General features: G+C 60.9%; 14 protein-coding genes. 8 read left to right on the top strand and 6 right to left on the bottom strand.

Going from position 1 to position 12430, the window contains the following annotated elements:
• Window positions 1–81: 81 nt before the first annotated feature.
• Together FW756_RS09725 and FW756_RS09720 are read right to left on the bottom strand one after the other, a co-directional pair.
• Entirely contained in the window at window positions 82–549 is a 468-nt protein-coding gene (locus tag FW756_RS09725) for an HPP family protein (RefSeq protein ID WP_446429946.1), read from the bottom strand.
• A gap of 158 nt (window positions 550–707) precedes the next feature.
• Window positions 708–1889, bottom strand: coding sequence for an NAD-dependent formate dehydrogenase (locus tag FW756_RS09720; protein WP_446429945.1), 1182 nt, complete (start codon window positions 1887–1889; stop codon window positions 708–710).
• Between the two features lie 132 nt (window positions 1890–2021).
• Here FW756_RS09720 and FW756_RS09715 point away from each other — a divergent pair, with 132 nt between their 5' ends.
• Together FW756_RS09715 and FW756_RS09710 are read left to right on the top strand one after the other, a co-directional pair.
• Window positions 2022–2948, top strand: coding sequence for a LysR family transcriptional regulator (locus FW756_RS09715; protein ID WP_446429944.1), 927 nt, complete (start codon window positions 2022–2024; stop codon window positions 2946–2948).
• Between the two features lie 169 nt (window positions 2949–3117).
• Window positions 3118–3387, top strand: a complete 270-nt coding sequence (locus tag FW756_RS09710; RefSeq protein WP_446429943.1) for a hypothetical protein — start codon at window positions 3118–3120, stop codon at window positions 3385–3387.
• Here the strand turns inward: FW756_RS09710 and FW756_RS09705 are convergent.
• Both FW756_RS09705 and FW756_RS09700 read right to left on the bottom strand, forming a co-directional pair.
• Entirely contained in the window at window positions 3384–4424 is a 1041-nt protein-coding gene (locus tag FW756_RS09705; protein ID WP_446429942.1) for a GNAT family N-acetyltransferase, read from the bottom strand. The two genes, FW756_RS09710 and FW756_RS09705, sit on opposite strands and share 4 nt — an antisense overlap.
• 91 nt (window positions 4425–4515) lie before the next feature.
• Window positions 4516–4962 (bottom strand): helix-turn-helix domain-containing protein, encoded by a 447-nt coding sequence (locus FW756_RS09700; protein ID WP_446429941.1) that lies wholly within the window; start codon window positions 4960–4962, stop codon window positions 4516–4518.
• Between the two features lie 39 nt (window positions 4963–5001).
• Between FW756_RS09700 and FW756_RS09695 the strand changes: the two genes are divergently transcribed.
• Both FW756_RS09695 and FW756_RS09690 read left to right on the top strand, forming a co-directional pair.
• Window positions 5002–5397, top strand: coding sequence for a hypothetical protein (locus FW756_RS09695; protein ID WP_446429940.1), 396 nt, complete (start codon window positions 5002–5004; stop codon window positions 5395–5397).
• Window positions 5398–5496: 99 nt separating this feature from the next.
• Window positions 5497–6330 (top strand): class I SAM-dependent methyltransferase, encoded by an 834-nt coding sequence (locus FW756_RS09690; protein WP_446429939.1) that lies wholly within the window; start codon window positions 5497–5499, stop codon window positions 6328–6330.
• A gap of 7 nt (window positions 6331–6337) precedes the next feature.
• On the opposite strand, the gene FW756_RS09685 is transcribed toward FW756_RS09690, so the two are convergent.
• Window positions 6338–7933: a PucR family transcriptional regulator gene (locus FW756_RS09685; RefSeq protein ID WP_446429938.1), complete on the bottom strand. Its 1596-nt coding sequence runs from the start codon at window positions 7931–7933 to the stop codon at window positions 6338–6340.
• Window positions 7934–8016: 83 nt separating this feature from the next.
• On the opposite strand from FW756_RS09685, the gene lysA reads away from it, so the two are divergent.
• The 4 genes from lysA to FW756_RS09665 all read left to right on the top strand — a co-directional run bounded on the left by lysA (window position 8017) and on the right by FW756_RS09665 (window position 12049).
• Window positions 8017–9315, top strand: coding sequence for a diaminopimelate decarboxylase (gene lysA, locus FW756_RS09680; RefSeq protein WP_446429937.1), 1299 nt, complete (start codon window positions 8017–8019; stop codon window positions 9313–9315).
• A 61-nt stretch (window positions 9316–9376) separates the two neighbouring features.
• Window positions 9377–10306: an ABC transporter substrate-binding protein gene (locus FW756_RS09675; protein ID WP_446429936.1), complete on the top strand. Its 930-nt coding sequence runs from the start codon at window positions 9377–9379 to the stop codon at window positions 10304–10306.
• An 8-nt stretch (window positions 10307–10314) separates the two neighbouring features.
• A complete protein-coding gene (locus FW756_RS09670; RefSeq protein WP_446429935.1) occupies window positions 10315–11277 on the top strand; it encodes an amino acid ABC transporter permease in 963 nt (320 codons plus the stop codon).
• Between the two features lie 25 nt (window positions 11278–11302).
• On the top strand, window positions 11303–12049 hold the full coding sequence (locus tag FW756_RS09665; protein ID WP_446430039.1) for an amino acid ABC transporter ATP-binding protein: 747 nt from the start codon (window positions 11303–11305) through the stop codon (window positions 12047–12049).
• A 78-nt stretch (window positions 12050–12127) separates the two neighbouring features.
• Here the strand turns inward: FW756_RS09665 and FW756_RS09660 are convergent, their stop codons facing one another.
• Window positions 12128–12358, bottom strand: coding sequence for a hypothetical protein (locus tag FW756_RS09660; RefSeq protein ID WP_446429934.1), 231 nt, complete (start codon window positions 12356–12358; stop codon window positions 12128–12130).
• Window positions 12359–12430: the final 72 nt, after the last annotated feature.

Here is a 12430-nt window from a genome sequence, read left to right as displayed (position 1 = left end):
ATTGTGAGTCAGACTTCCGTGGTGGCGCTGTCCGTTCACGTCTCGTCTGCACACAGGAAACTCACGTCGAGTCTCTGCGTCTTAGAACGCGCGCTTTGCGGCGGCGCGGAGTGAGAGGCGCTTCAAGATCCACCGATACGTGAGCGCACACGTCGTCAGCACGAGTGCGCCCAGAAGCACCGGTGTGAACAGGTACTCCCACCCCTCGTGGGTGAGCATGATCGCAATCGGGGTACCGCCAGCTGGTGGGTGGATCACTCGCAGCGCGGCCATCGCAGCCATGGCGACGCCAACAGCGAGACCAAGACTCCACCACGCGGTCGGAAGGACCACATGCGCAAGAAGTCCGCAGAGCGCAGCAACGCAGTGCCCGCCGACGACGTTGAGGGGTTGTGAGAGCGGGGCCTGTGGCAGCAGAAAGACGAGCACACACGAAGAGCCAAACGCGGCAATCAAGAGCGGGGTGCCAGTGAATTCACCCGCTGCGCCGAGTACGGCAATCGTCAGTGCGCCCCCAATCGACGCCGCCAGAATGGTGTGCCAGGGCATGCTCGGCTGCGCGAGACGAAGCGACCTCCACCACGACTGATGAGAGGAAGTAGGAGACGAAGAAGTGGCGGTCATGCTGGTGCTTTCGGTTGTGTGTGAATGCAAGAAACGGCAGGGGAGCCGCACCACGTGGCACGGCTCCCCTGGGAATTGAACGGTTAGACGCCCTGGTTGTCCTTCGTTGGCTTCTCGGCGTACGAGTGTGCGCCGGTGCCCTTGTATCCGCCGCCTTCGACGATGATGTACTCGGGACGAATCGGCGAACCGTCGAACCAGTTCTCGAGAATCTCGCGCGTACCTGCCGCGTAGCGAGCCTGACCCGAGAGCGAGGTGCCCGAGGTATGAGTGGTCATCGCGTTGTGCGGCATGGTGCGCCACGGGTGGTCAGCCGGTGCGGGCTGCGGATCCCAGACGTCACCCGCGTAGCCCGCCAACTGGCCCGATTCGAGCGCGCGCACGATAGCGTCACGATCCGCGATTGCGCCACGTGCAGGGTTCACGATGTATGCACCGTGAGGCATCGTTGCGAGCAGTTCGTCGTTGAGGAGTCCGCGCGTCTGCTCGGTGAGCGGGGCGTGGATCGTGAGGACGTCGACCTCTGTGACGAGCGACTCAATGCTTTCGTGGAACGTGAGGTTGTACTTCTCCTCGTATTCTGCGGGAAGACGGAAGCGGTCGGTGTAGCTCAGACGAACCCCGAACGGTGCGAGACGTTCGATCACGGCGCGGCCAATGCGACCGGCTGCGAAGATGCCGACGCGCATGCCCTCAAGATCGTACGAACGCTCGACTGCGTCAGCAATGTTCCAGCCGCCAGATGCAGCGATCTGGTGCTGGTTCACGAAGTCACGCACCAGCACGAGCACCTGCATGACGGTGTGCTCCGCAACGCTGATGCTGTTGCTGTAGGTCACCTCTGCGACGGTGATGCCGCGCTCATTGGCCGCGTTCAAGTCAGTGTGATCTGACCCGATTCCTGCGGTGATGACGAGCTGCAGGTTCTTTGCCTTCGCGATGCGCTCAGCCGTGAGGTACGCGGGCCAGAACGGCTGCGAAATGACGACATCAGCGTCGTGCAGTTCACGTTCGAATACCGAGTCGGCGCCCTCTTTGTCGTCGGTGATCACAACGGTGTGACCTGCCGACTCGAGCCAGTCCTTCAGACCGAGGTTGCCCGACACACAGCCGACAAGGTCGCCCGGGGTGAATCCGAGATCCTTCGGCGAAGGGAGGGTCGCTCCCGTGGGGTACGTATCAATCTGGGGAATGGAGGTTCGTGCGTAGGTTGGCGGGTATCCGGTGATCGGGTCCGGGTAGAGAACGATCAGAATTTTAGCCACGGTGTCTCCTGTTCACCTCGTGGACGCTTCGGTTTGCGCCCCGTATATCCAGGCTAGAAACGTGAGGAAAGTGTCACAACGAACCACAGGTTGCCCTTCCACAACCTTTGATTGTTTCAGTAGAGTGAGAGCGTGTTCAGCCACCAGTTGCCCGACTTGCGGGCGCTCGAATTGCTTGATGCGATCGCTCGCACCGGTTCACTGACGCTTGCCGCTGGTGAACTCGGCATTAGCCAGCAGGCCGTCTCGCTGCGGCTGCGCCGTCTTGAACAGCGGGTAGGGCGTGCGCTCGTGCTCCGGGAGTCACGATCTTCACGACTCACTGAAGATGGGCGGGCAGTGCTTGAACTCGCTGCGCCCGTACTGAGCGCAGCGTTCAGCATGGACGTTGGACTGCAGCGGTTGTTGCATGCGGGGGAGTCGGTCACTGTTGCCGCCAGTCTCACCATTGCCGAACACTTCTTGCCGCAGTGGATCACGGCGTTCGCGCGTGCCGGGAACGATCCGCGACTCGTGCACTCGCGAGCAACGAATACGCGTGAGGTGGTGCGACTCGTATCAGACGGCGACGCTGATCTCGGGTTTGTCGAGGGCAACGCACCGCCGCAGGGTCTGCACCACACGTTCCTCGCAGCAGATGAGCTGGCGGTCTATGTCGCCCCGGGGCATGAGTGGGCGACGCGTCGCCGAGTCAGCCCGTGGACGCTCGCGGCGACCCCGCTCGTGACACGTGAAGCTGGATCCGGTTGTCGACAAGTGATGCTTGCGACACTGCAGGCGCATGGTGTGACCGCCGAGCAATTCGCCGAGCCAGCGCTCGAACTCCCCAGCAACACAGGAGTGCTCGAGGCAGCCGCAGCCGACCTCGCACCTGCGGTGATTAGCACTCGACCCGCGGCTGGGTACGTTGATGACGGTCGACTCGTTCGCGTGAGCGTTGGAGACGTGACCTTCCACCGCGAATTGCGGGCTGTGTGGCGCAGCGGATCGGAACCTGAAACCAAGCCAGCGCGCGAGCTCCTGCGAGTCGCCCGCGGCACGCCACTTGTACATCGATAGTTCGAGCTGTACCAGCGCACTGGGTCACCAGCGGTGGCGCGTGCGAGGTCACGCGCAAGGAGGTGCGCGGTGATATCCATGGCAGATCGGGGATGCGCCCGACAGTAAGTGCACTGAGCACGTCGTCGCGCGGCACCATGTTGGGCGCAAGCCGACGATCGAGCTCGTCATGCGTATTGCGATGGCTCTCGAAGTGCCGCTTGCTGAATTGGTCGCTGCCCCGACCGTCAGTGATCCGCGGGTACGACTGCCGCACGACATTGAATTAGGCCCTGGCGAGGTCGCTGAGTTTCCGACCGAACAACCACACTGGTTTGGCTCAACTGGTCGAGGTCCGGTTGAACTGCTGACCCTGTTTGGCACGCAAGGCGAGATGATGCATGTGCGTGCTCATACACAACCAGCTGATCGCCGATCTGATTCACGTTTGCAGGATTAGAACTCCTTGAGCATGGTGACCGAGCGGTCAAGCTCGGTAAAGCCCAGCCGAGAGTACAACCCTACGGCGCCGGTGGGGCTCTCTACGTCAACATCGAGCAGAGCTCGCTCATATCCGCGCTGCTGCATGAGGCGTAGGGTGTGGGCAAGCAGTGCCTGCGCGATTCGCTGGCCGCGAGCGTGCTTCGCGACTCCGAGAAATTCGATCATGCCGAAGCGGTACCCGATTGGGTCCCACTCGGCGGAGTTGACGATCGTGCCGAGTGCGCCGACCACCTCGGTGTTGCCATCTGGGAGCGTACGAATCGCGAGTGCGCCAAGCTCGGGAACGAACGTCGTGCTCTGTTCGAGCCCTCGCCAATCCGAACCTGAGATGGGCTGAGTTCCCCAGTGATCTTCAAAGGCCTCGTTGATGACCGCACGAACTTCTTCTGAGCGCGAGAGGTCGTAGGGTTCGAGGTGGAGGTCGCTGGGCAACGGCACCTCGGGTATGGCAACCGCAAGATCTCGCGACATCGTCAGCCACCACCGTGCTGGGGTGTAGCCGTGGGTATCAAGCAGTTCGCGTTGGCTGTGTGCTTCAGCCTCGACACCGGCGTTGAGCCAGCCCGGAATCGTGGAGTCTGAAGCGGCAAGGTGTTGGAGTCCGCGCGCCTCCTGCCACTGCAGCAACGCCGAGCCAATGCCCTGACGTCGGAAGCTGGGATGCACCTTCGCAATGAGACGCACGCGCACGGCCGTGCGCGCCTCTGCCATTGCAAGTACAACGCCGTAAGCGATGAGTGAGCCTGTCTCATCGAATGCCAATGCGGTGTCATTCTCCGCATCAAACTCGTCTGACAGAAACCACACTTCGAATGCGTCGTCTGGTGTGATGATGCGTGGATGGTCGAGAACGCCACAGAGCCGATCGAGTGCCGCGACAGCGGGCAGATCCGCTCGTGTCATTCGGCGCCAGGTGACTCCGCCGCTCGGGGTAGGAAGGGGAGCTGACGTTGGCGCCGCGACCCGCTTCGCAAGCGGGGTCGGCTGAGTCATCCCTGCATCATCTCGGCCGGTGGAGGAAGGAGTCATCGTGCGTTTCGCTATCTCGGGTCTACGGAGAGTGGGCGCCGAGTGCACGGCACCGTCAGTCGTGCTCGAAGTCGACCACGCTGTTGATAGCGGCAAGTGTATCGACCGTTGCGTGTAACGGCCCTGAGATGATCACCTTGAGGCGCGGTGTCTCCAGCTGCTCGCTCACATGCACCGTTGTTCCCGTGCCAAGCCCAACAGTGTTGAGTATTGCAGCGAGGCGTGTTCGGGCGTTGGCAGACGGACACTCGATGTCAATCACCGTTGTCGTGTCTGCGTGTACTGCGAGCGTGCTCGGAACGGACTTGGCTGCTGTCGGGGGAGCCGCCGTTGGCACCTGCGCTGCACTGCCTGCAAGACGTTGCACCTCCGCCTCGGTCAAGCGATATTGCTTGCCAATGCGCGTGGCAGAGAGCTTTCCGGTACGGATGTATTCGCGTATGGTGCGCGGCTTGAGTTGCAGTCGAAGCGCGACGTCTTCAACGCTGAGTAGCTCAGACATGGTTGACCTCCATCTGTACATAAACTACCATAAACCGACATGAACGTATCTAAGAAACACGATTGGACTCACGTCCACCGTCAGGAGGATGGTGAGCACGTGGGATGGCTCGAGCAACATGCTGATGGGCGGGTGACCGCGCGCACGTTGCTCGGGCACGCTCTGTACGAGGGGAGCGATGTTGCAGACGCGGAAGACAGGCTTGCAGCACAGGGTCTCGCTGAGGTGGCGAGGGCATGGAACGTGCGGCTTCCAGCTGTACTTGCGGGAGAAATTGACGTGCGTGACCCTGCCGCAGAATGGAATGATCGACGCTGCGTGGTGACTGAGATCCGCGGAGATGTTGCACTGCTGCGACCCGCATACCCTGCCCCCGAAGAAGCGCAGGTACAGGTGAGCGTTGCGCTGCCAGCGGACGACGTCCTCTTTTCGTAGACCGGCGAGGCAATATTCCAGTAACCTCACCTCACACAGAGCGGTGCACTGTCCTGCTCCGCTGAGTATCTGAAGTGACCAGAGAGAAACGGAACCCTGATGACTGCCGAGCACATTGCGGCCAACCAAGCCAATTGGAATGAGCGCGCGACGTTGCATGCTGCGAGAGACGGCTCTGGGTACGAGGTGCAGCAGTTCATTGCAGACCGATCCGCGCTCTCTGAGGTGGTGAAGTTCGATCTGCCGCTCCTCGGTGATATCACCGGGAAGCGCGCAGTGCACCTGCAGTGCCACATCGGCACCGACACTCTCTCACTTGCGCGGCTCGGCGCGCACGTGACGGGTCTCGACTTCTCGCCGCACGCAGTTGCTGAAGCTCGCCAGTTAGTGTCTGAGACGGGTGACGCCGTTGAGTTTGTGCAGTCCGATGTTCGTCTAGCGCACGAGGTGCTGCCAAACGGCGCGTTCGATCTCGTGTATACCGGCATCGGAGCCCTCTGCTGGCTGCCAAAGATTGGTGAATGGGCTGAGGTCGTCGCCGCCCTGCTTGCGCCAGGCGGATCGCTCTTCATTCGTGAGGGCCACCCGATCCTGTGGGCGATGGACGAGACCTTGAACGATGACTTGCATCTGCGGTTCAACTACTTCGAGCACGATGAGCCACTTGAGTGGGACGATGATGAGAGTTACGTCGAGACCTCCGCACCGTTGCAGTCGACCAAGACCTACGAGTGGAACCACTCGCTCGGCGAGATCGTGACCGCACTCATCACTGCTGGGCTGCGCATCGATCTGCTGGTTGAACATGACAGCGTGCCGTGGGAGGCGTTGCCAGGGCAGATGGTCGAGCGCACCGAAAGCGAGTGGGCGCTCGCCGAGCGCTCAGGTGTCATGCCGCTCACCTATACGCTGCGTGCTTCGAAGCCGCTCTAGTTTCGCATCAGCCCAGCTCTGCGAGCCGCAACTGCAGCCACAGGGCGAGGGTGCGATCCGGGTCATCAAGATCGATCCCGAGCCGTGACGTAGCCTTGCGCACTCGGTATCGCACGGTCTGCTCGTGGAGGTTCAGGCGCTCTGCGATGCGAGGGGCGTTGCCACGCTCTTCGAGCCATGCGAGCAGCGTGGTGCGGGTCTCGGCCTCGCTCTCGGCCAGCAGCTGCTCGGTCTCGGGCAGTCGAAGATCCGCGCCCTGCAGCGCATCGTTGCAGGCGCGAAGTACGAGCTGCGCCTGCACTGCATCTGACCCTGCGACCGAGAGTCCGAGATCACGTGCGCAATCGGCGATGCGGATCGCCCGTTCGGCACCCTCGGTGAACGAGCCGGGATGACTGGGATCGCTGAGGCCACAGTGGCACGCGACCCCGGTGAGTCGTTGCAGTTCTGGTAGTAAGCGTTCAAGTGAACGACCGACGTTCGCTCGTGAGAGTGCCGGAACGATCGCGAGCACGCGGCCATCAACGACAGCGCACGTACTTCCGGGGAAGTAGACAGAAAGATGCCGTGCTGCGGCCGCGCGAATCTCGCTGACATCGCCCTCGGTCGCTGAGGTGCCATCAATCGCTGCGACCAGGTACTGGCGGTCTGCGCGGATCCCGAGCACTGTGAAATCGTTGACGTGTTGTGTGCCAGAAAGCACGCGTCGCAGGGCGGCTTCTTTTGATCGTTCATCGCTGTGATCAAATCGCCAAGCATCGACAATGTAGCTCGCGGCGATATTGGCGGCGCTGCGCAGTGCATCTTCTTTCTCTGGCGCGAGCGGGGTGTCCAGGTCGTCACCACTGGGGTCGATGACCCAGATTGAGCCGAGTGGGATGTTGCCTGCGCGGATCGGCATCGCAGCTCGGGGAGCAAACTCATACTCAGTGGGAAACCGTGAGACCTCTTCTGTGCTGAACACCTGTCGGTATCGCACTTCGTTGAGCGGGCCGTCGGGGGTCTTTCGAGTCAAGATGCCGCTCGCGCGGAGCTGGTCGATGGCCTGGCCAGGCAGCGCGGAGTAGGCCAGGATATTGCGTCGGTGATCCTCGATCGCAACCGACCCCTGAAACGCCTGGGCAACCGAATTTGCGAGGGCAAAGAGTCGGTCACCAGAGTTCGAACCGAGCTGCAAACCTGCGCCGTGCTCGCCAAGTAGTCGGCTGATAAGCGCATCAAACTCGCGCCACCCGACGCTGGCGGTCAGTGAGAGCAAGTGGAGATCGTGCGCCTGGCATGCAGCAATGAGTGCTGGTGAAATGCCAGCACCCGAATCCCTGGCGACCACGCCGCTCACCTGATGCTGCTTGAGGTCTGCGCACAGCTCATGAATTCGTTCGACCGTGAGCTCGGCATGCGCGGTGAGCAAGAGGAGCTGGCCAGCCAGGTGCTGCTGCGTGATATCTGAGTCGTAGTACGTCACGCCGACGAGGGCCACAGCTGACAGCGACGTGTTCAGCGAGACGACAACTTCGTCGCCGAGCTGCGAGAGCAGCGTCGAAAGTGGGAGACCGCTCGCAAACGGCGGCTGAGCTACATTGCTCGACTTCGATAAGTTCACGTTCAAATATTATCGAATCCGACAAAAATAATGCCACTCCCGCTTTCTAGAGTCTTTACATACGAACACAAAGGAGTTTCGAAGTGGCAGCAAGCGGTTTCTACGATCCGAGATTTGAGCGGATCTTTCCGACGCACGCCTCAGTGGGTGCGAACGGAGTTTTGAGCGTTGGCGGATGCGAACTGCCCGCACTCACCGCTGAGTATGGAACCCCGCTGTACGTCGTCGACGAGCAGGGCCTGCGCGAACGGATGCGCGCCTACAAGCAGGGGCTCACCGCACGCCGCCCGAACAGCCAGGTGGCATTCGCTTCGAAGTCGTTCCCCGTGCTTGCTGCATACGCGGTGGCTGCATCAGAGGGCTTGGCGCTTGACGTTGCTGGCGCTGGTGAGCTGCTCCTCGCGCTTGAGTCGGGCGCCGATCCCGAGCTCATCCACTTGCACGGCAACGCGAAGAGCCAGGAAGAGCTCGTACTCGCGGTTGACTCAGGCATCGGTGCAATCGTGATCGACGGCGAAGCCGACGTTGAGCGTCTCGATGCGCTGTTGACTCGCCCCCAGGATGTGCTGGTGCGCATCATTCCCGGCGTTGACCCGAACGTTCCGAAGGCTGTTTCTACCGGTGGGAAGAAATCGAAGTTCGGGCTGCCGATTCCGCAGGCGAAAGCACTGATCGAAAAGCTCGAAGCTCACCCGTTCATCAACGTCAAGGGTCTTCACCTGCACATCGGTTCGCAGGTACTCGAGGTCGAACCCTTTGAGCGCGCGGTCGCCGCGGTACGTGAGCTCGGTGAGTTTGACGTGTACAACATTGGCGGCGGACTCGGTGTGAACTACAACGTCAAGCACGATGCTCCCACCCTCGACGAGTACCTTGATGCGATTACGGCGGCAGCTGAGCGCGTGCTCCCGGCATCAAGCCAGCTCATCATCGAGCCAGGGCGCTCGCTCGTTGCGCGCAGCGGCATGACTGCCTACCGCGTGAACAACGTGAAGGAGACCGGCGCGACCTTCGTCGCCGTCGATGGTGGCCTCGCTGACCAGATGAACGTCGCGCTCATGAACATGGAGTTCACGCCGATCGTCGCGGATCGTGCCAACCAAACTCCTGACACAGTCGCACAGCTCGTTGGCCGACAGTGCGAATCAGGTGATCTCCTGGTCGATCAGGCACAACTCGCGTCACCGAAGACCGGCGACACGATCGTGCTTGCGGCGACCGGCGCCTACGGCTACACCCTGTCCAACAACTACAACGGTGCACTCAAGCCCGCAGTGGTGTTCTGCCGAAACGGCGAAAGCCGGCTCGCGGTACGACGCCAAACCTACGCAGAATTCTTGGGCCCACACGTTGGCCCGAGCGAGGTCTCCTGGGCCGAATAGCCCAGTTTCAGAACCGGCGGCCACTGCCGCCACACAACTCCCCAAAGAAGAGGAACCCACAATGAACAAGAAGCTCGTACAGATTTCAACTGCTGCCGCGCTCGCCGCAGTATTCGGCCTCACCGCGTGCTCGAGCACCGATGCTGCTCCCGCAAAGGAAGAAGCTGCACCGCAGCTCACCTCGGGCGTGAACGAAGAAGCAGCTGCCGCGCTTCCCGACTCGATCCGCGACGCTGGCGTCATCAAGGCAGCTGCTGGCATTCCGTACCCGCCGTTCATCCTTCTTGAGGGCGAGAAGCAGGTTGGTCTCGACCCCGACCTCGCACAGGCGCTTGGCGAGAAGCTCGGCGTTGAGGTGCAGATCTCGCACCAGGCATTCGAGACGGTCATTCCATCGCTGCAGGCCAAGAAGTTCGACATCATCATGTCGGGCATGAACGACACCGTTGAGCGCGAGAAGACGCTGAACTTCGTTGAGGAAATCTACGCAGGTTTCTCGATCGTAGTGAAGAAGGGAAACCCCGAGGGCATCACGGGTCTCGGTGACCTGTGTGGCCATGAGGTCGCGGTACAGAAGGCGAGCGCACAGCTCGATCTGCTCAAGGAACAGGCTGAGACCTGCAAGGCAGAAGGCAAGGGTGAACTCGTCATTCAGCAGCTGCCTACCGCACAGGATCCGCAGACCGCGCTGAAGGCAGGGCGCGTGGTTGCGTTCCCCGTTGATTCGCCAGTTGCGGCGTACACCGTGCAGACCGCGGGTGATGGCAACGACTTCGAGATGATCACCGATCCCGAGCACCCCGCGGGCGTCAACCCCGTGTACACCGGTATCGGCACGCTCAAGGAGAACACCGAGCTCACTGAGGCGCTGCGTCTCGCGCTCCAGGCACTCATTGAAGAGGGCGTCTACCAGGACATCCTTGAGAAGCACAACCTTCAGACCTTCGCCACTGAAGAGGCGATCGTCAACGGCGCTGCACTGGCTGGCTGATCCGCGCCATGACTTCGCAAACTCTGTCAACGCCGGGGCAGGACCGGGCCTTCGATATTGAGGCTCTCCCGCTCCGGCGGCCAGGGCGATGGATTTGGGCCATCGTTCTCCTACTCTTCGCCGCATGGTTTGTCCAGGCTCTCTGGACCAACAAGAACATCGACTACTCGGTCGTTGGGCAGTACATGTTTAACCCCGAGATCGTCTCGGGTGTCGGCACGACGCTCATCATCACCGCGATCTCAATGATCATCTCGACCGTGCTCGCGGTCGTGCTGGCTGCCATGCGCCTGTCGGGGAACCCCGTCGCAATCGCATTCTCGTCGTTCTACGTCTGGCTGTTCCGTGGTACTCCACTGCTCGTCCAGATTGTCATCTGGGGCTACTTCGGCCTGATCTTTGAGAAGATCACGCTGGGTATCCCGTTCACTGACATCGTGTTCTGGGAAGTCGACACCAACGTACTGCTCACAGCATTCGTCGCAGGCATCATCGCACTGACGCTGAACGAGGCTGCATACTCGGCAGAGATTGTTCGCTCGGGCATGCTCTCGGTCGATGCCGGTCAGAAGGAAGCAGCTGCTTCACTCGGTATGAGCCCGTTCCACACCTTTGTGCGGATCCTCCTTCCGCAGGCGATGCGCGTGATCATTCCGCCGCTCGGCAATGAACTCATCTCGATGATCAAGAACACCTCACTGCTCTCGCTCATCGCAGTGATGGAGGTCTATACTCGGGCAACGCAGATCTCGGCGCAGAACCTCAAGCAGGTTGAGCTGCTCATCGTCGTCAGCATCTGGTACCTCATTATTGTTTCGATCCTGTCGATTCCGCAGCACTACCTTGAGCGATACTTCGGCCGTGGCGTTGAGCGCAACGCACCGACGTCAACGCTGCAGAAGGCGCGCGAAATGACCGGCGCCATTGCGGTACAGCTGCAGGGCAAGAAGAAGGGAGGCCGTCGTGGCTGAACTCGATGACTCGGCACTCGTCCAGATGCGCGGAGTGCGCAAGCACTTCGGTGATCTTGAGGTTCTCAAAGGCATTTCGATGGACGTGCAAGAGGGCCAGGTGTCCGTACTGCTCGGCCCCTCAGGCTCTGGCAAGTCAACCCTGCTGCGCTGCATCAACCATCTTGAAACCATTGATGGCGGACGCATCACCGTTGACGGCGAGATCGTTGGCTACCGTGAGCAGGGCGACAAGCGCCTGCGTGAAATGCACCCGCGTGAGGTGGCGAAGCAGCGCCGTTCAATCGGCATGGTGTTCCAGCGCTTCAACCTCTTCCCGCACAAGACTGCGCTTGAAAACATCATCGAGGCTCCGATGATTGTTTCGCGTCGCAACAAGGCAGAAGCGGTCGCTGAGGCACGTCGCTTGCTCGCACGTGTTGGTCTCGATGCGTGGGCGGATCACTACCCGTCACAACTCTCTGGCGGTCAGCAGCAGCGCGTTGCGATTGCTCGTGCGCTCGCGATGAAGCCGAAGCTCATGCTCTTTGATGAGCCGACTTCAGCACTCGATCCCGAACTCGTCGGCGAGGTACTCGACGTAATGAAGGAGCTCGCGAATGAAGGCATGACCATGATCGTGGTCACACACGAGATCGGCTTCGCCCGCGAGGTGGCCGATCAGGTTGTCTTCATGGACGGCGGTGTCGTCGTGGAAGCGGGCGCGCCAAGCGAGCTCATCGACAACCCGCAGCACGCGCGTACGCAGGGTTTCTTGCAGAGCGTGCTGTAACCGCGAGTTCAGCTGCGATCTTACGCAAACGGGTGTGGCCTGGGAGAATTCCCGGGCCACACCCGTTTGCGTGTTTCTTCACCGTCGCTTTCGTAACCGAAGAAAGGTGAGAACAGCGCAGAGAAGACCTGCAGCGAAGATACCGAGCGCTATCAGGATGAAGATGATGTACCGGCGTTCAGTGACGGCTCCTTCGTAGGGAAGAGCGTCAGACCAGTCGAGCGATATTCTCACGAATACCAGTGCAACTGTGAGGCCAGCGATTGCGACGAGTGCTGAGCCAGTGGTCGCTAGTGCGAGTCGCTTCATGTCTACTCCTCAAGTCGGTAATCATCATTGCACGTCAGACTTCACTGCTACGTTCACAACTCTGTACTGATG

It is taken from the genome of Leucobacter sp. 1207-22 (assembly GCF_052850455.1).
The sequence above is the reverse complement of the archived record's forward strand: the minus strand, read 5'-3'. Positions and strand labels throughout refer to the sequence as shown.

Excerpts from the sequence above, each read along its gene's own strand:
- FW756_RS09725 (WP_446429946.1), bottom strand. The coding sequence starts at position 549 with ATGCCCTGGCACACCATTCTGGCGGCGTCGATTGGGGGCGCACTGACG.
- FW756_RS09710 (WP_446429943.1), top strand. The coding sequence starts at position 3,118 with ATGCGTATTGCGATGGCTCTCGAAGTGCCGCTTGCTGAATTGGTCGCT.
- FW756_RS09705 (WP_446429942.1), bottom strand. The coding sequence starts at position 4,424 with ATGACTCAGCCGACCCCGCTTGCGAAGCGGGTCGCGGCGCCAACGTCA.
- FW756_RS09700 (WP_446429941.1), bottom strand. The coding sequence starts at position 4,962 with ATGTCTGAGCTACTCAGCGTTGAAGACGTCGCGCTTCGACTGCAACTC.
- FW756_RS09695 (WP_446429940.1), top strand. The coding sequence starts at position 5,002 with ATGAACGTATCTAAGAAACACGATTGGACTCACGTCCACCGTCAGGAG.
- FW756_RS09690 (WP_446429939.1), top strand. The coding sequence starts at position 5,497 with ATGACTGCCGAGCACATTGCGGCCAACCAAGCCAATTGGAATGAGCGC.
- FW756_RS09675 (WP_446429936.1), top strand. The coding sequence starts at position 9,377 with ATGAACAAGAAGCTCGTACAGATTTCAACTGCTGCCGCGCTCGCCGCA.
- FW756_RS09670 (WP_446429935.1), top strand. The coding sequence starts at position 10,315 with ATGACTTCGCAAACTCTGTCAACGCCGGGGCAGGACCGGGCCTTCGAT.
- FW756_RS09665 (WP_446430039.1), top strand. The coding sequence starts at position 11,303 with ATGCGCGGAGTGCGCAAGCACTTCGGTGATCTTGAGGTTCTCAAAGGC.
- FW756_RS09660 (WP_446429934.1), bottom strand. The coding sequence starts at position 12,358 with ATGAAGCGACTCGCACTAGCGACCACTGGCTCAGCACTCGTCGCAATC.